Source organism: Salinibacterium sp. dk2585 (assembly GCF_008001035.1).
Classification (GTDB): Bacteria; Actinomycetota; Actinomycetes; order Actinomycetales; family Microbacteriaceae; genus Homoserinimonas.
Genome location: NZ_CP042856.1, coordinates 752,043 through 769,527 on the forward strand (window position 1 = coordinate 752,043; position 17,485 = coordinate 769,527).

General features: G+C 69.6%; 18 protein-coding genes. 14 read left to right on the forward strand and 4 right to left on the reverse strand.

What is annotated here, in order from left to right; genetic code table 11:
* The first annotated feature begins 13 nt into the window (after positions 1-13).
* The 14 genes from FVA74_RS03550 (at position 14) to FVA74_RS03615 (ending at position 13,572) form a co-directional block, all read left to right on the forward strand.
* Positions 14-1,039, forward strand: coding sequence for a DctP family TRAP transporter solute-binding subunit (locus FVA74_RS03550; RefSeq protein WP_147720392.1), 1,026 nt, complete (start codon positions 14-16; stop codon positions 1,037-1,039).
* Between the two features lie 14 nt (positions 1,040-1,053).
* Positions 1,054-2,031 carry a phosphotriesterase gene (locus FVA74_RS03555; RefSeq protein WP_206022663.1) on the forward strand — a complete coding sequence of 326 codons (978 nt, stop codon included), beginning with the start codon at positions 1,054-1,056 and terminating at the stop codon, positions 2,029-2,031.
* 53 nt (positions 2,032-2,084) lie between these two features.
* Positions 2,085-2,720, forward strand: a complete 636-nt coding sequence (locus tag FVA74_RS03560) for a TetR/AcrR family transcriptional regulator (RefSeq protein ID WP_147720393.1) — start codon at positions 2,085-2,087, stop codon at positions 2,718-2,720.
* Positions 2,721-2,993: 273 nt separating this feature from the next.
* Positions 2,994-3,812, forward strand: coding sequence for a hypothetical protein (locus FVA74_RS03565; RefSeq protein ID WP_147720394.1), 819 nt, complete (start codon positions 2,994-2,996; stop codon positions 3,810-3,812).
* Between the two features lie 50 nt (positions 3,813-3,862).
* Positions 3,863-4,867: a Gfo/Idh/MocA family protein gene (locus tag FVA74_RS03570; protein ID WP_147720395.1), complete on the forward strand. Its 1,005-nt coding sequence runs from the start codon at positions 3,863-3,865 to the stop codon at positions 4,865-4,867.
* Positions 4,868-4,909: 42 nt separating this feature from the next.
* Positions 4,910-6,499 carry a D-alanyl-D-alanine carboxypeptidase gene (locus FVA74_RS03575; RefSeq protein WP_147720396.1) on the forward strand — a complete coding sequence of 530 codons (1,590 nt, stop codon included), beginning with the start codon at positions 4,910-4,912 and terminating at the stop codon, positions 6,497-6,499.
* Between the two features lie 31 nt (positions 6,500-6,530).
* Positions 6,531-7,109, forward strand: a complete 579-nt coding sequence (locus FVA74_RS03580; protein ID WP_147720397.1) for an isochorismatase family protein — start codon at positions 6,531-6,533, stop codon at positions 7,107-7,109.
* 79 nt (positions 7,110-7,188) lie between these two features.
* Positions 7,189-7,971, forward strand: a complete 783-nt coding sequence (locus tag FVA74_RS03585; protein ID WP_147720398.1) for a CoA transferase subunit A — start codon at positions 7,189-7,191, stop codon at positions 7,969-7,971.
* 2 nt (positions 7,972-7,973) lie between these two features.
* On the forward strand, positions 7,974-8,648 hold the full coding sequence (locus FVA74_RS03590; RefSeq protein WP_147720400.1) for a CoA transferase subunit B: 675 nt from the start codon (positions 7,974-7,976) through the stop codon (positions 8,646-8,648).
* Positions 8,649-8,743: 95 nt separating this feature from the next.
* Positions 8,744-9,556 carry an RNA methyltransferase gene (locus FVA74_RS03595; protein ID WP_147720401.1) on the forward strand — a complete coding sequence of 271 codons (813 nt, stop codon included), beginning with the start codon at positions 8,744-8,746 and terminating at the stop codon, positions 9,554-9,556.
* Positions 9,557-9,578: 22 nt separating this feature from the next.
* Positions 9,579-10,334, forward strand: a complete 756-nt coding sequence (locus FVA74_RS03600; RefSeq protein ID WP_147720404.1) for an SDR family NAD(P)-dependent oxidoreductase — start codon at positions 9,579-9,581, stop codon at positions 10,332-10,334.
* 62 nt (positions 10,335-10,396) lie between these two features.
* On the forward strand, positions 10,397-11,575 hold the full coding sequence (locus FVA74_RS03605; RefSeq protein ID WP_206022665.1) for an acetyl-CoA C-acetyltransferase: 1,179 nt from the start codon (positions 10,397-10,399) through the stop codon (positions 11,573-11,575).
* A gap of 1 nt (position 11,576) precedes the next feature.
* On the forward strand, positions 11,577-12,356 hold the full coding sequence (locus tag FVA74_RS03610) for a crotonase/enoyl-CoA hydratase family protein (protein ID WP_147720406.1): 780 nt from the start codon (positions 11,577-11,579) through the stop codon (positions 12,354-12,356).
* Positions 12,357-12,378: 22 nt separating this feature from the next.
* Complete coding sequence (locus FVA74_RS03615) at positions 12,379-13,572, forward strand: thiolase family protein (protein WP_147720408.1); 1,194 nt, start codon at positions 12,379-12,381, stop codon at positions 13,570-13,572.
* On the opposite strand, the gene FVA74_RS03620 is transcribed toward FVA74_RS03615, so the two are convergent.
* The 4 genes from FVA74_RS03620 to FVA74_RS03635 are packed head-to-tail and all read right to left on the reverse strand — an operon-like array spanning position 13,556 to position 17,485.
* Complete coding sequence (locus tag FVA74_RS03620; RefSeq protein WP_147720418.1) at positions 13,556-14,044, reverse strand: MaoC family dehydratase; 489 nt, start codon at positions 14,042-14,044, stop codon at positions 13,556-13,558. The two genes, FVA74_RS03615 and FVA74_RS03620, sit on opposite strands and share 17 nt — an antisense overlap.
* Before the next feature lie 32 nt (positions 14,045-14,076).
* On the reverse strand, positions 14,077-16,197 hold the full coding sequence (locus FVA74_RS03625; protein WP_147720420.1) for a hypothetical protein: 2,121 nt from the start codon (positions 16,195-16,197) through the stop codon (positions 14,077-14,079).
* A 5-nt stretch (positions 16,198-16,202) separates the two neighbouring features.
* A complete protein-coding gene (locus FVA74_RS03630; RefSeq protein ID WP_147720422.1) occupies positions 16,203-16,892 on the reverse strand; it encodes an ABC transporter ATP-binding protein in 690 nt (229 codons plus the stop codon).
* The gene (locus FVA74_RS03635) at positions 16,889-17,485 is read right to left on the reverse strand and encodes a PadR family transcriptional regulator (protein WP_147720424.1); all 597 of its coding nucleotides are present in this window, start codon (positions 17,483-17,485) and stop codon (positions 16,889-16,891) included. Before FVA74_RS03635 ends, FVA74_RS03630 begins: the two co-directional genes overlap by 4 nt.

Genomic DNA, 17,485 nt, shown 5'->3' on the forward strand with positions numbered 1-17,485 from the left:
GAGGAAGAAACTGATGATCGCACGTCGTTCACACCGAATGAAGTGGATCGCCCTGATGGCCGCCCCGGCAATGCTGCTGGTGGGCTGCGCGGGCGACTCGGGCGGAGAGGGTGGTGCCGAGGGAGGCACCATGGAGCTCACGCTTGCTCACAGCTACAACCCTGACCAGCCGCAGGACCGCTGTGGCGCGGCCGTCATCAAGGAGGAGGTCGAGAAGGCCGACGTTGGCCTCACGATAGAGCTCTACGGTTCGAGCCAGCTCGGCGGCGACGCTGACCGCATCGCCGCGGTGGCCTCGGGCGACCACGACATCGACATCCAGGGCGCCTCGGCGCTCGGCGCGGTGTACGAGCCCATCTCGGTGCTCGATGCGGCCTACGCGTTCGACGACGCGGCCCACCTCGCGGAGTTCATGGACAGCGACGCCTCCGACACGGTGATCCAGGGCTTCGCCGACACCGCTGGGGTGTACACCCTCGGTGCCTGGTCGGCCGGTGCGCGTCACTTCACGGCCAACTCGCCGATCCGCACGCCCGAGGACCTCGAGGGCATGCGCATCCGCTTCCCCGGTTCGCCGCAGTTCCTCATGAACGCGAAGGCGCTCGGCGCCACCGCGACCGAGGTGGCGTACGAGGAGCTCTACCTCGCCCTGCAGCAGGGCACGGTGGAGGGCCAGGAGAACCCCATCACCAACATCAAGTCGCAGAACCTCGCCGAGGTGCAGGACTACCTGAGCCTCAGCACCCACCAGCTCAACACGAACCTGGTCATCATGGGCCAGAAGTGGAACGAGCTGAGCGAGGAGCAGCAGGATGCCCTGACCGACGCGGTTGCGGTCGCGGTCGACGAGGTCACCGCCTGCGTCGCCGAGGACGAGGAAGCGACGATCGAGGAGTGGCGCACGGGCGGCGACTGGGAGGTCGTCGACGACGTTGACATCGACGCGTTCCAGGAGACGGCCGTCGCATACCTCGAGGAAAACCTCTCGGGTGAGTCGCTCGAGGTCTTCGAGGCGATCCGCTCCACTTCCTCCAAGTAACAGCAGCAGTGACGATGACGGTGCGCACGGTTCCGACGTTCACGGGTGAGGTGATGCCGGAGCAGCTCGGCATGACACTCATCCACGAGCACGTGTTCGTGATGCACCCCGAACTCGATATGAACCTGCCTCATCCCGAGTGGGATGAGGAGCGGGCCATCGAGCGGGCTGTCGCAGGGCTCGAGCGCCTCCACGCGCTCGGCGTGCGCACCGTCGTCGACCTCACCGTGCTCGGCCTCGGCCGAGACGTCGAGCGGGTGCGGCGGGTTGCCGAGCGTTCGCCCGTGCAACTCGTCGCCTCCACCGGCTACTACACGAGCGACGTGTTGCCGCACTTCTTCCGCACGCACGGCCCCGGCTCCCTCGTCGGCGGCCCGGACCCCCTCGTGGAGCTGTTCGTCGGCGACATCGAGCGCGGCATCGCGGGCACGGGCATCCGTGCCGGAATGCTCAAGGTGGCGTCGGATGCCGAGGGCATTACGCAGGACGTCGCGCGCGTCTTCCGCGCGGCGGCCATCGCACACGAGCACACCGGCGTGCCCATCACGACCCACTCGCACGCCCCGTCGAGGGGTGGGCTCGAGCAGCAGGACCTGCTCGAGCGGCTCGGTGTGTCACTCGACCGCGTCGTGATCGGCCACAGCGGCGATTCCGAGGACCTCGGCTACTTGCGCGAGCTGGCCGCGCGCGGCTCCTTCCTCGGCTTTGACCGTTTCGGCATGGAGCACATGGGGTCGGATGAGACGCGCATTCGTAATCTCTTCGCCCTCATCGAGGAGGGTTACGCGCGGCAACTCGTCGTGTCGCACGACGCCGCGTTCTTCAGCCGGGTGACCCCTCCCTCCTGGCGTGCCGCCACCACCCCCAACTGGCACATGGAGCACCTGTCTCGCACGGTCCTTCCCCGACTCCGGTCGGAGGGCATCGACGATGCGACGATCGTGCAGCTCATGACCCACAATCCGCGCCGCGTGCTCTGCGGCGACGACTAGACGCGACCCCCTGCCTGTCGGTCTGGGAAGTCCCTGAGAACTATGGTGAGAACGTGACCGAAGCTCCTGTGCGCCGCCGAGATCGAGAGCGCACGCGCTCCGAACTCCTGAGGGTCGCCACCGAGGCGTTCGCGCAGTCCGGCTACGACGGCACCCGGGTCGATGAGATCGCGGAGCGCACCCAGACGACCAAGCGGATGATCTACTACTACTTCGGCAGCAAGGAGAAGCTGTACCTCGCCGTGCTCGAGAACGCCTACCGCGGCATCCGCGAGGCAGAGCAGTCGCTCCAGGTCGGCGACCTCGAGCCGGTCGAGGCGGTGCGACGCCTCGCCGAACTCACCTACGACCACCATCGCAATCACACCGAGTTCATCCGCCTGGTGTCGATCGAAAACATCAATCACGGGCGCTTCATCCGCCACCTCGACTCGCTGCGCGACCTGAACCAGCCCGCGCTCGGCCTGCTCGAGGACGTGTTGGAGCGCGGACGGCATGACGGGAGCCTGCGCTCCGACGTCGACTCGATTGACGTGCACCTCATGATCAGCTCGTACTGCTTCTTCCAGGTCGCGAACCAGCACACCTTCGGCTACCTCTTCGAGCGCGACCTCATGGCGGAGGACCGCCGCGATCACTACCGTGACCTCATCGGGGATGTCGTCGTGGCTTGGCTCTCACGCCGCTAGACGCCGCCGTGTCCGCTGCGGACAGGTCTCGCGCCCGGTGGACGCGCCGGAAACCATCCCCATCCTCGATTCGGGGGACAAATCGGAGGCTCTTTCGCACGCGGCGACCGCTCCGTTAGCTCGCCTGTACCCCGTTCGCGCCCCAGTATGGGGCACATCCGGTATATCTGTACCCCGTTTTGCTTGAACGGCGTACCCCGATCGACCTAGAGTCGAGCCAAGGCCGCACGGGCTATCGGGGTACAACGAAGAAACAGGCGAGGGGAGCAGCGCATGAAACGTTCAGCGCTCCTTGTCGCCGCCTTCAGCGTCATCATGACGGTCGCCCTTCCCTTCGTCGGCGGTGGCGGTCCGTCCCTCTTCTCCGCGACGCGCGCGCAAGCCGACCAGGCGCACGTCCCCACCTTCGCCTCAGACCCCCTGATCGTCGCCGAGCCGCCGGAGACGGATGCCCGCACGGTCACCGCCGCGCGCCCCGCCGCAGAGCTCGCGAGCGACACGGAGCACCTCGCGCAGCGACCCATCCCCGCCGTCGCGGCCGTCGAGACGGCCGAACGCCGCACCGCGGTCGAGGCCGTCGGACTCGCCTGCCCGACGGCGGGCGGGGGCACTGCGGCGACGGCGCCCGCGCGCGTCGCCGGCGGCGGTGCCATCACGGGCACGACGGCAGCCGACCTCGCCGCCTTCGCCGCGCAGTACAACGCCATCCGTGTTGCCAACTGCCTACAGCCCGTGCCCTCCGAGAACTTCCGCTACGACTCCTGCATGGAGGACCGCCTCATCTGGATGGCCGAGGACCCGAGCGACGACCCGCTCAGCGCGTGGGGGCACATGGGGTCAGTGCGCAGCGACGGCGTGCCGAGCGTCGGCTGCGACGGCAACCTTGCCGGCGGCAGCGGCGACACCGGGGCATCCGTCGCCGACAAGTGGTGGAGCTCAGGCGCCCACCGCGCCTCGCTCTACAAGCCAGGCTATGAGGGGGCCATCGCAGGCGTGTGCGTCTACTTCGCGGCGACCCACGGCGGCGTCGGCACGACCTTCAATGAGGCGCCCAACTTCATGCGTGCCGCGGCCCGCTGGGGCGGATGCTGAGCCGGTAGCCTTGCGTCGAGCTCCATGGCGGAGCACGAGGGAGCGATCGGATGTCACTGCGCTGGGGAATCCTCGGACCGGGCGGAATTGCCCGCGCCCAGACCCGCGACCTGCTCGCCAATGGCTTCACGGTCACGGCCGTCGGCTCCAGGCGGCTCGATGCCGCTCAAACATTCGCTGACGAGTTCGGCATCCCCGCGGCGCACGGTTCCTACGCCGAGCTGGTCGCAGACCCCGAGGTCGACGTCGTCTACATTGCGACGCCGCACCCCTTCCACGTCTCGGCCGCGCTGCTGGCGCTCGAGGCGGGCAAGCACGTGCTCGTCGAGAAGCCCTTCACGGTGACGGCGGCGGATGCCCGTGCCGTCGTCGACCTCGCACGGGAGCGGGGTCTCGTCGTGCTCGAGGCCATGTGGACGCGCTTCCTGCCCCACATGGCGCGCATCCGCGAGAGCATCGCGGCCGGAGAGTTGGGGGAGGTCATGACCCTCATCGCCGACCACGACCAGCTGCTGCCCTCCGACCCGGCGCACCGGCTGCAGGACCCGGCCCTCGGCGGTGGGGCGCTCCTCGACCTCGGCATCTACCCCGTCTCGTTCGCGCACGACCTCTTCGGCACGCCGACGGCCGTGCACGCGAGCGCGACCTTCACGCCGACGGGCGTCGACCGCCAGACGGCCGTCGTGCTGGAGTTCGAGGGCGACCGGCGCGCGGTGCTCCACACGGCCCTCGACACCCTCGGCCCCAACAGAGCATCCGTGATCGGCGCGCTCGGGCGCATCGAGATCGACCCCGTCTGGTACACGCCAACGGGCTTCACTCGCTATGACAGCGCGGGTGCGGTGGTCGAGCGCCATGAGGCGGGCCAGGGGGACCACTCGGCTCCCGGCAGTCGCGGAATGCAGTGGCAGGCATGGGAGCTCGAACGGCTCGTGGCTGAGGGTCGCACGGAGTCCGAACTGCTCAGCCCGGACGAGTCCGTGCAGATCATGCAGACGCTCGACACCATCCGCGAGCGGATCGGCCTGCGCTATCCCATGGATATTGACGCATAGTCAGCATTCTCCCGAACAGGGGTCGCCCACTACTATGAGCGGGTGATCGAGCAGGAGACACCCCCGGGTCCCCGCCGCACGGCAACCCGAGGCCGCGCGCCCTCCCGGGCTCTGCTCGCGAGCGCCTCGTCATGGTTCGCGGCGCGGCCGCGCGCCGTGCTCGCGGTCGCCGCCGGCGTCATCGTCGCGGCCATGGGCACCGGAGCCGTCGCGGCAGGTGCCAGCGCGGCGCGCTCCACCGCCGCGTCGGTCGTCGTCCAGTCGGAGGCGCCAGGGGCCCGGGTCGTCCCTGAACTCACCGCCGCGCCCGTCAAGGCGCGCACCTGCGCCGTCGACACGAGCGATCCGGCGTTCGCAGCGCTTGCGGCATCGGTCATCAACGTCACGACGGGGGAGCAGCTCCTCAGCCGCGGCGGTGACGAGCCTGCGGCATCCGCCGCCCTCCACAAGCTGCACACGGCGGCCGTCGCGCTCAAGACCCTCGGCCCCGACACTCGACTCGTCACGCGCGTCTACGAGGGCAGCATCAAGGGCAGCATCGTGATCGTGGGCGGGGGAGACCCCACCCTCAGTGCGCTGCCCGAAGGCGCCGAGGGAGTGTACCCGGGTGCCCCTCGCATGAGCGAGCTGGCCAGCCAGACGCGGGCCTCCCTCGACCGGCTCTACCCGGGCGAACCACGGCGCGAGGGCTGGTTCGACCGCCGCGACGACGCGGAGGAGAGGGAGCCGGCAGCGGAGGGCGAGGAGGAACGGCGCACGCTCCGGGAACTGCTGGACCGCGACCCGAAACCGGACTGGGAGGTAACCCAGGTCGTCGTCGACGCGGGCCTGTGGGCGCACGGCGACAAATGGGATGCCACCTGGCCCGCCGCTGGGTCCGGCGAGCAGGCGAACATCCTGCCGCTGATGGTCGACGGCGATCGAACCGACCCGGCCGTCGTCGCGAGCCCGCGCACGGGCGACCCCGTCGGCACCGCGACCGCGGCCTTCATCGGCGCCCTCGGGCTGTCCGCGGCACCCGAGGTCATCCACGGTGGGGCCATCACCGATCGGCCGCTCCTCGCCGAGGTGTATTCGCAGCCTGTCTCGGTGCTCGTGCAGCACATGCTGCTGCTGAACGACAACACCCTCGCCGACATGCTCGCGCGGCTCTCCTCGAAGGCAATCGGCGGGGATGGCTCGGCCGCCTCGCTGCAGCAGCTCTACGAATCGGCGCTCCTCGACCACGAGATCGCGAGTGACGGCTTCGTCGCCAAGGACGGTTCCGGCCTCAGCGGCGAGAGCGCAGCGCACCCCGCGCAGACAGCGCGGCTCCTCGCCGTCATCGCCTCGGGCTACCCCGGCCTCGAACCCGTCCATGCGGCGCTCCCCGTCGCGGGCGTATCCGGCCCCATGGCGCACCGCTTCAGCGGCGAGCTCTCGGCGGTGCATTCCGCATTCGGCGGCGTCGGCAGCGCGGGCGACGCGGCGACCACGCTCGGGGGCATCCTGACGGCAGCCGATGGCACGGTGCTCGCGCTCGCGCTGCAGTCGACGGGCGAGGTCACGAGCGCCACAGGCCTCGCGCTCGAGAGCCTCGTCGCCGAGATCCACGCGTGCGGCGACAACCTCGCCAACGTGCACGCGCCCTAGGCCGACCCGGCGAACGCAATAGGATAGCGGTATGTCCCGCGCTCTGTTCATCATCGACGTGCAGAACGACTTCACTGAGGGCGGAGCCCTCGGCGTCGATGGGGGAACCGCCGTCGCGCAGGGCATCACCCGCTACCTCGCGGCGCACGGGGAGCACTATTCGGAGGTGTTCGCATCCCGCGACTGGCATGACGCGGAGGGCGACAACGGCGGTCACTTCGCGCTCGAGGCGGCACCCGACTTCGTCACGACCTGGCCCGTGCACTGCGTCGCCGACACCGCCGGAGCCGACTACCACCGCGAACTCGACACGAGCGCCGTGACGGTGCACGTGCGCAAGGGGCAGGGCGTGCCCGCCTACTCGATCTTCGAGGGAACGACGGATGCCGGTGAGACGGTTGCCGAGGCGCTCGCGGCCCGCGGCGTGACCGAGGTCGATGTCGTCGGCATCGCCACCGACCACTGCGTGCTCGCCTCGGCATCCGACGCGCTCAAGGCGGGGCTCAGCGTGACCGTCTTCACCGACCTCATTGCGGGCGTCGGGCGGGAGTCCAGCGAGGCAGCGCTCGCCGAGCTGGAACGCGCCGGGGCGATCATCCGCACGTCCTGAACACTCGCGAAGCACCACGGCTTCGCACGGAACCACCAGAAGGTTGACGCCGTCTCGGCGCCAGAAAGGACCACAACCGATGGACAAGACCTGCGCCTCCGCCGCGGAGGCCGTCTCCCGCATCACCGAGGGCTCGTCCCTCGCGGTGGGCGGGTTCGGCCTCGTCGGCGTTCCCATGGCCCTCATCACCGCCCTGCGCGACCAGGGCACGGGCGGCCTCGAGGTCGTCTCGAACAACTGTGGAGTCGACGGCTGGGGGCTCGGCGAGCTCCTGAGCAACAAGCGCATCCGCCGCGTCATCGCCTCCTACATCGGTGAGAACAAGGAATTCGGCCGCCAGTACCTGAGCGGCGAGATCGAGGTCGAGCTGACCCCGCAGGGCACGCTCGCCGAGCGGCTCCGCGCCGGTGGCGCGGGCATCCCCGCCTTCTTCACGGCGACGGGCGTCGGCACCATGGTGTCCGAGGGTGGCATGCCCTGGCGTTACGACGCAGAGGGCAACGTCATCACGGAGTCGCCCGCCAAGGAGGTGCGCACCTTCGACTCGCTCGGCACGGAGCGTGAGTACGTGCTCGAGAAGGGCATCCGCACCGACTTCGCGCTCGTGCGCGCCGCCAAGGGCGACCGTCACGGCAACCTCGTCTTCGAGAAGTCGACGCGCAACTTCAACCCGCTCGCCGCGATGGCGGGCCGCGTGACGATCGCAGAGGTAGACGAGCTGGTCGAGCCGGGCGAGATCGACCCCGACGAGGTGCACCTCTCTGGCATCTTCGTCGACCACATCGTGCAGCTCACGCCGGAACAGGCGAACGACCTGCCCATCGAGAAGGTCACCGTGCGCGACCGCCAGGAGGAGAACTGATCATGGCTTCCGAACTCAAGAAGCTGAGCCGCGACCAGATGGCGTTCCGCGCCTCGCTCGAGCTCGAGGACGGTATGTACGTCAACCTCGGCATCGGCATGCCGACGCTCATTCCCAATCACCTCCCGGCCGACAAGACGATCGTGCTGCACTCCGAGAACGGCATCCTCGGCACGGGCCCCTACCCGTGGCGCGGTGAAGAGGACCCCAAGCTCATCAACGCGGGCAAGGAGACGGTCACGACCCTCCCCGGTGCCTCCTTCTTCGACTCGGCGCAGAGCTTCGCGATGATCCGCGGTGGCCACATCAATGCGGCCGTGCTCGGCTCCATGCAGGTGGCGGAGAACGGCGACATCGCCAACTGGGCTGTACCGGGCAAGATGGTCAAGGGCATGGGCGGCGCGATGGACCTCGTCAACGGCGCCGACCGCGTGATCGTGCTCATGGAGCACGTCGCGAAGGACGGCAGCCCCAAGGTCGTCGAGCGCTGCTCCCTCCCGCTCACGGGCAAGGGCTGCGTCGAGCGCATCATCACCGACATGGCGGTCATCGACGTGACGCCCGAGGGTCTCGTGCTGCGCGAGGTCGCCCCCGGCATCACTGTCGATGAGGTCGTCGCGGCGACCGGCGCCAAGCTTGCCGTGCCCGAGACGCCCACCGAGATGCGCGTCGCCTAAGCGAACCCCCTGGTCGAATCGCCCGCCGGAACCCGTGGTTCCGGCGGGCGATCCTCGTTCGGCGTGAGGAGCGGCCACGCGCCAGAATGGAAGCCATGCCCGTCATCCCCGTCGAGTCGCTCGCAGACCCGCGCCTCGCCGACTTCGCGCACCGCACGGATGTCGCGCTCAAGAAGGCTGGACGCAACGGCGACCCGAGCGGCGAGCTGGGACTCTACATCGCCGAGTCGGCGATCGTGCTCGAGCGGGCGCTGCGTGCGGGCCATCGGCCGCGTGCCGTGCTCGCCCTCGGCGCATCCGTCGACGACGCTGTGGCACTGGTCGGACCCGAGGTTGACGTGTTTTCGGGACCCGACACGCTCCTCGCGGAGCTCACCGGGTACGCGCTGCACCGCGGCCTCATCGCGTCGATGGAGCGGCCCCGGCTGCCCTCCGTGTCGGAACTGCTGGCGGATGCCCGCCGCGTCGTCATCATCGAGAACGTCGTCGACCCCACCAACGTCGGCGCCATCTTCCGCTCGGTCGCCGGCATCGGCGCGGACGCCGTGCTCGTCACCGAGCGCTGCTCCGACCCCCTCTACCGCCGGGCCATCCGGGTCAGCATGGGCACCGTGCTGCAGGTGCCGTGGACGCGCCTCGGGCCCTGGGATTCCGCGCGGCGGGAGCTCATGGCATCCGGCTTCCACATCGCAGCGCTCGCGCTGACCGACGACGCCGTGGCGCTGCGCGACTTCGCGGCCGCGGCGCCCGAGCGCGTCGCCCTCGTCGTCGGCACGGAGGGGGAGGGGCTCACGCCCGAGGCGCTCGCCGCCGCCGACACCGTCGTGCAAATCCCCATGCGGCACGGCATCGACAGCCTCAACGTGGCGGCCGCCTCGGCCGTCGCGATGTATGCGCTCGCACTGTAGCGAGCCGGACGAAAGGAGACACATGAAGATCGAGGGAACCACCGCGGTTGTCACGGGCGCCGCATCGGGACTCGGCGCGGCCACGGCTGCGGCACTCGTCTCGGCCGGGGCGCACGTCATCGGCCTTGACCTGCTGTCGCAGGTCGAGAAGGCGCCGACGCACGAAGGAGTGCGGCTCGTCCCCGCCGACGTCACCTCGGAGGAGGATGTCTCGGCCGCGCTGTCGGCGCTCGATGCGGAGCGTCCCTTGCGCATCGTGATCAACTGCGCCGGCATCGCCCCCGCGCGGCGCACGCTGTCCTCGCGCGGACTGCACGAGCTGGAGCTCTTCCGGCGCGCGCTCGAGGTCAACACGCTCGGCACCTTCAATGTGCTTCGGCTCGCTGCCCAGGTCATGGCGGAGCAGTCCGCCGACGAGGACGGCCAGCGGGGAGTCATCATCAACACGGCCTCCGTCGCCGCCTACGAGGGACAGATCGGCCAGATCGCCTACGCTGCGTCGAAGGGTGCCGTCGTCGGCATGACCCTGCCTGCAGCGCGCGACCTCGCCCGCTACGGCATCCGGGTCAACACGATCGCGCCCGGCATTGTCGACACGCCCATGATGGCGTCGCTCGGGCCGGAGGTGAACGCGTCACTTGCCGCGGGCATCCCGTTCCCGCAGCGCCTCGCACGGCCCAGTGAATACGCACAGCTCGCGCTTATGCTCGTTGAACACGACTACCTCAACGGCGAAGTGGTGCGCATGGACGGCGCGCTGCGGATGCCACCCCAGTAGTCCGACATGACAGTGACGTCGACGAGGTTGTCGACAGCGAAGGCAGGTACACAGTGACAAGCGTGATCGTGGCAGGAGCGAGGACCCCGGTGGGCAAGCTCCTCGGATCGCTCTCTGGATTCTCCGGGGCGGAGCTGGGAGGCGTCGCCATCAGGGGTGCCCTCGAGCGTGCGGGCATTTCGGGAGACGACGTCGAGGCCGTCGTCATGGGCCAGGTGCTCACCGCTGGCGCGGGCCAGATGCCAGCCCGGCAGGCAGCGATCAAGGGTGGCATCCCCATGAGCGTGAATGCCCTCACCGTCAACAAGGTGTGCCTCTCGGGAATCCAGGCGATCATCGTGGCCGACCAGTACATCCGCACGGGACTGTATTCGACCGTCGTCGCGGGCGGGCAGGAGTCGATGAGCAACGCGCCCCACCTGCAGCATGCCCGTACAGGCCACAAGTATGGCGCCCTGACGATGGCCGACCACATGGAGATCGACGGCCTGTTCGATGCCTTCACGCAGCAGTCGATGGGCCTGCTCACGGAGCAGCGCAATGACGGCGACGGCCTCTCGCGCCAGGAGCAGGACGCCTTCGCCGCCCGCTCGCACCAGCGCGCCGCCGCGGCGCACGCCTCCGGTGGCTTCGCCGACGAGATCGTGCCAGTGGAGGTGCCCCAGCGCAAGGGAGACCCCGTCGTCGTGGATCGGGACGAGACCGTGCGGCCCGACACCTCGGTCGAGTCACTCGCGGGGCTTCGGCCAGCCTTCCGTCCCGACGGCACCGTCACGGCGGGCAACTCCTCACCCATCTCCGATGGGGCGTGTGCGCTCGTCATCATGAGCAAGGAGGAGGCCGAGAAGCGCGGCCTCGAGTGGATCGCCGAGATCGGCGCGCCCGGCATGGTGGCCGGGCCCGACTCGACCCTGCAGCACCAGCCAGCCGCCGCCATCCGTGACGCCTGCCGTCGCGAGGGCATCGACCCCTCCGAACTCGACCTGATCGAGATCAACGAGGCCTTCGCCGCCGTTGGCATCGCGTCGACGAACGAACTCGGGATCGACCCGGAGAAGGTCAACGTCAACGGTGGCGCGATTGCGCTCGGCCACCCCATCGGGATGTCGGGGGCGCGGATCGTGCTCCAACTGGCCCTCGAGCTCCGACGCCGTGGCGGCGGCATCGGGGCCGCTGCGCTCTGCGGTGGAGGCGGACAGGGCGACGCACTCATCATCCGGGTTCCTACGACAGGAGAGTGACATGTCAGACAGCAACGAGGTCGTTCTCGAGCAGCGCGGCCATGTGCTCATCATTCGCATCAACCGCCCGGAAGCGCGCAACTCCATCAACACGGCGACCGCGCGGGCGCTCGGAGCTGCCCTCGAGCAGCTCAACAGCGACGCCGACCTGCGGGTCGGTGTGCTGACCGGCACGGGCGTTGCCTTCTGCGCGGGCCAGGACCTGAAGGCGCTCGCGGCGGGCGAGGCAGTGCTCGAGAAGCCCGAGCGCGGTTTCGGCGAGTGGGTGCGGCACTACTGCTCCAAGCCGCTCATCGCCGCGGTCAACGGCTACGCATTCGGGGGAGGGCTCGAACTGGCGCTCGCATGCGACCTCATCGTCGCGGCCGAGGGTGTTGCGCTGGGGCTTCCCGAGGTCAAGCGCGGCCTCTTCGCGGCGGGCGGCGGAGTGCCCCGTCTCGTGCAGCAGATGCCCGAGAAGGTGGCCATGCGCATGGTGCTCACGGGTGAGCCGATCATGACCAACGACGCCCAGCACTGGGGCCTCGTCAATGAGGTCGTCGCCGCCGATGAGGTGCTCGACACCGCCCTGGAGCTCGCCGAGCACATCGCCCAGAATGCTCCCGTCGCGGTGCAGGCAAGCAAGCGCATCGTCGCCCTCACGGCCCACTCCGGCACGTGGGAGCCCGAGGCGTGGGAAGTCATCACGGAGGAGTTTGAGCGGGTGTTCGGCTCGGAGGATGCCGCAGAGGGCGCGCGGGCCTTCGCCGAGAAGCGCGAACCGATCTGGAAGGGCCGCTGACCGCGGAGGTAGGGAGGTCGTGATGGAGAGTGCCGTGATCGTCGATGCGGTGCGCACCGCCTCAGGCAGGGGAAAGATGGGTGGCGCACTCTCAGGCGTGCACCCCACCGACCTGCTCGCGACGGTGCTCGCATCGCTCCTGGAACGCAATGGTCTCGACTCCGCCCAGATCGACGACGTGCTCATCGGATGCGTCAGCCAGATCGGTGACCAGAGCAGCAACATCGCGCGCGGGGCAGTGCTCGCCGCTGGTTTCGACACCTCGGTGCCGGCTGCGACGATCGATCGCCAGTGCGGTTCCAGCCAGCAGGCGGCGGCCTTTGCGGCGCAGGGCGTCATGAGCGGTGCCTACGACATCGCGATCGCGGGCGGCGTCGAGTCGATGAGTCGTGTGCCGCTCGGCGCCGCCGCGGCCGGCGGCAGCCCCAATGGTGAGCGGATGCGCGCCCGCTACCCCGAGGGGCTCGTCAACCAGGGCGTCTCGGCTGAGCTGATCGCCTCGAAGTGGGGTTTCTCTCGGAAGACGCTTGACGAGTACGCGGCCGAATCGCATCGCCGCGCCGCCGAGGCGGCAGACAGCGGACACTTCCAGCGGGAGATCTTGCCCGTGACGATCCCCGCAGAGGATGGCACCACGGCCGTCTTCGATCGCGACGAGACGGTCCGAGCCGGCACCACCGTCGAGGCGCTCGCAGGGCTCCAGCCGGCCTTCCGCAACGACCACATGGTCGAGCGTTTTCCCGACCTGGAGTGGTCGATCACGCCGGGCAATTCGTCACCGCTGACCGACGGCGCTTCGGCCGTGCTCGTCATGAGCGAGACGGTGGCGAAGTCGCTCGGGCTGCGAGCGCGAGCCCGGTTCCACAGTTTCTCGGTGGTCGGGGATGACCCGCTCTACATGCTCACCGGGCCGATCCCGGCGACGCATCGCATCCTGAAGCGCTCGGGGCTCTCCTTCGATGACCTCGATGCCTACGAGGTCAATGAGGCCTTCGCCTCCGTGCCGCTCGCCTGGGCTGCCGAGTTCGGCGCCGACCCGGCCAAGCTCAATCCGCGCGGCGGGGCGATCGCACTCGGGCACGCGCTCGGGTCGTCGGGAACCCGGCTCCTCACGACGATGCTGCACCACCTCGAGGCGACGGGCGGGCGCTACGGACTCCAGACGATGTGCGAGGGTGGCGGGATGGCGAACGCCACGATCATCGAACGGCTCTGAGCTCCTCATCCGCTGGCCTCCGCAGCATGAGCGCTGAGCGGAACGCCCTGCATACGAGTTCGCCACGCTGATTGAAGCCGTCGTGGCGGAACTCGACGATGCCCGCATCCGGGCGCGACCTCGACTCGCGCGCCTTCGTGACCTCGGTGACCGCTCGGATCGTGTCTCCCGCGAAGACGGGGGCCGGAAACTCGATGCTGCCGAAGCCGAGGTTCGCCACCGTGGTGCCGAGCGTGAGCTCCGGCACGCTGAGGCCCACGACCGTGCTGAGGGTCAGGAGCGAGTTGACGAGGGGTCGACCGAACTCCGTCTTGGCGGCGAACTCGGCGTCGAGGTGCAGTGGCTGCGGGTTCATCGTCATCGTCGAGAACTGCACGTTGTCGGACTCGGTCAGTGTGCGCCTGATCGCATGATGGGTTACGGCCCCAACGGGGAGATCATCGAACCAGGAACCGAAGCGTCGTTGCGTCATGGGGTCAACGCTAGCCGTGCCCCGCGTCGCTGTCAGGCGGCAGCTTCGGCGTCTCGCTTGGCTACCGGAACCAGGCGCGCGACGATTGCAGCAACCACCGGCACCCCCACGGCCAGCACGCCGAGCTCGACCCACGGGATCCCGAGCAGCCCGCTCCCGAAGCTCACGACGGTGGCGCTCGCCCACAGCATGCCCGCGGCGGTGCCAAGCACGCTCGCCGTGCCGACGACCGTGAGCACGTACCACCCTGAGATGCGGCGACGGATGCCTGGCGAGGCCCCGAGGGTGGCGAGCGTGCGGTCGCTGTGGCGCCCTTCGTGCCGTGCAAGGCCTGATGCGATGAGGGCGACGGCGAGGGAGATTCCACCGCCGATGATGAGCGCGCCCTCCACCCAGCCGGGTTCGGTCTCGGACGGCCCGCTCTCGACGATGACGTCCGCCGTCGTGCCGGCGGCGGCGCCCAGCGCGGCATAGGTGTCGTAGTTGTTGTACTGCTCGGGCGGGGCGGTCAGGGTGCCGAGGATGCGGGAGGGCTGTGCCTCGAGGCCCAGTTCGGCGGCAGTCTCCTCGTGGAGGAAGACGCCGTAGTCGATGGGGTGCGTGAGCGGCACCAGGTGCCCGTCGAGGGTTACGGAGCGGAGCGGCTCGCCCCGCGGCAGGAACTCGCCCGGCTCGTTCTCGGGAACGAAGTCCTCGCCGTGCCAGTCGATCGACACCGTGCCATCGGCTGCCAGGTAGCGGGTGTCGAACACGAGGGCCTCACCCGAGGCCAGCGCATCGAGGGTCGCCGTGTCGACGGTTCCGCCGAGGATGTGGACCAGGTCCGCGGCATCCCCGACCCAGATGGTGGGCGTGCCCGGTCGGAGCGGAAAGGCGAGGGAGTCGTAGTGGTGGGCCGGTTCGCACCGCCACGCGTCGAGCTCCCGGGCGTCGCACACGTTCGGCTCGGCGAGGCGCGGGTGGGGGAGCCCGCCCTCGGGAAAGCGCATCGCCTGCCTCCCGCTGTACCCCTCGGAGTCCTCCACCGGCGCGCCGTAGTACGGCCCCTGCACCCCCTGGAGAATTCGCACATCGTCCGTGTCCACGGCATCCGTCACCGCCGCGACGATGTCGTCCGGGTTGCCGACCGGGCGCGGGTCGAACACGTCGTTCGCGTACTCGAGATCGATGAGCGAGACGGCGAACTGGCCTTCCTGCAGCTCCCAGCGGTGGCTTGCCTCCGCCTCGGCGCTGCTGAGCGAGACGAGTGAGATGTAGCTCGCGATGGCGAAGGTCGTGACGAGCACGGCTGCGCCCGCCGAGACCGATCGGCTCCAGCTCCGCTCGGCGTCCCGCGACGCGAGTCGCGCGGCGAGGCCGAAGCGCTGCGTTGCGGTGCCGACCATGCGGAACAGTCGCGGCATCATGAGGGCGAGCCCGATGATCAGCAGCATCGGCGCGAAACCGGCCAGCGCCGACCCGACGAAGCCGCCCACAAGGGCGGCCCAGAAGGAGGGCTGTGTGCCCCCGAGTGTCGACTCCCTGACGGCGAAGACCGCTGCGAAGCCCAGCGCGAGCGCCGCGATGCCGATGAGCACGATGACTGCGCCAATGCGGTCGGTGCGCCACTGGCCGCTCGTCTTGCGGGGGAGGCCCCGCAGCACGCGGTTGGCGTCGACTGCGCTGGCGACGACGCCGGCAGCAACGGATGTCGCCCAGCCCAGCACGAGGCAGAACACGGCGATTCCGGCGACGGGCCCCGGCGAGACGACGGTGACCTGGCCGAGCCACAACCAGGCGACGGGGATTCCGACAATCACGGAAACGACGGCCGCCGCCAGCCCGCTCAGCACGCCGCTGGCGGAGACGAAGCGGAAGAGGGAGCCGCGGGAGGCGCCCGCGCTCCTGAGGAGTGCGAGCATCCGTTCGTCGCGCCGCGTGGTGACCAGGGCGTTCGCGGCGATCATCACCACGATCGCGATGACGAGGGGCAGCAGTACGAGCCCGGTGCCCACCGTGAGGCCACTTGCCGGCCCGCTTCCTGACTCTGCAGCCGCGACGGTGTTCACGACGATGAGCGCCGTGAATGGCACGGCCAAGAACACGGCGGCGAGGATGGTGCCGCGCCACTCCCGCCGGGCCCGTCGCAGCGCCAAGCGCTCGGGCAGGGGCATCCGCATCATCGGGACACTCCGGATGCCTCGGGCTGCAGTCGCCCATCGCTCAGGGACAGCACCCGGTCTGCGAGGGCGGCGAGCCGCGCGTCGTGCGTGACGACGATCGCGGCGGCACCGGCGTCGACGCGCGATCGGATGAGTCGCATGATCGACTCGCCCGCGACGCTGTCGAGGGCGGCGGTGGGTTCATCGGCGAGGATCAGCCGCGGCTCGCCCGCGATGGCCCGGGCGATCGCAACCCGCTGTTGCTGGCCGCCGGAAAGGCGCTCGGGGTAGAGCTCGGCGGCATCCGCCATGCCGACCGCCGCGAGGGCGTCGCGGCCGGCCTCGGCGCAGCGCTCGGCTGACCAACCGTCGAGCTCGAGCGGCAGGGTGACGTTCTCGATCGCCGTGAGCAGCGGCACAAGGTTGTACTGCTGGAACACGAAGGCGACCTCGCGCCGACGCACTTCCGCCAGCTGCCCAGGATTGAGGTCGGCCAACGTGCGCCCGGAGAGTGACACGGTGCCTGCGGTCGGGTGTTCGAGGCCACCGGCGAGGGCGAGCAGCGTCGACTTGCCCGACCCCGAGGGCCCCATCACAGTGACGAGTTCGCCCGTGTGCACCGTGAGGTCGACGTCGGCCAGGGCCTGCACCTTCTCGGGACCGTCGTAGGTGCGGGCCACGGCGCTGAGGGTGAGCAACTCGGTCATGATGTCTCCTTGCTGGCCATGCGTGGCCGTCCGCGCTTCGGCGGTTCCGTGTCGAAGGGCACGTCGAGGGGAGTCCCCGCCGCTCGGGCGGCCCGGATGCGTTCCGCCACATGGTCGAGCCACCGCACCTCCGTCTCGGCCTCGAAGATGATGGCGTCGCCGGCGAGCTGGGGGCCCAGCCCGGCGCCGTCGGGGGCGGTGGCGCGGGTGAGCTGCTGCAGTCGCTCGATGGCGGCCTGGCGCTGGAGGGCGAGCATCCGTTCGATATCGACCCCGGGGAGTGTCGAGGCGATTGCAACCTTCACCGCGAGATCGCTGCGGGCCGGGGCATCCGCCTGCTCGGGGGTGCTGAGCCAGCGTTCCACCTCGACGCGGCCGGCGGCGGATGCCTCGTAGAAGACGTGCCCGTCGGCATCCGTCTGCTCGCTGCGCGTGACGAAACCGTCGCGTTCGAGCATCTCTAGCACCTTGTAGACCTGGCCGACGTTGAGGGGCTTGGGCGCGCCCGTGCGCCGGTCGAACTCGGCCCGCAACAGGTAGCCGTAGCTGGGCTGCTGGGCCAACATCGCGAGGACGCTCATCCGCACCGACAT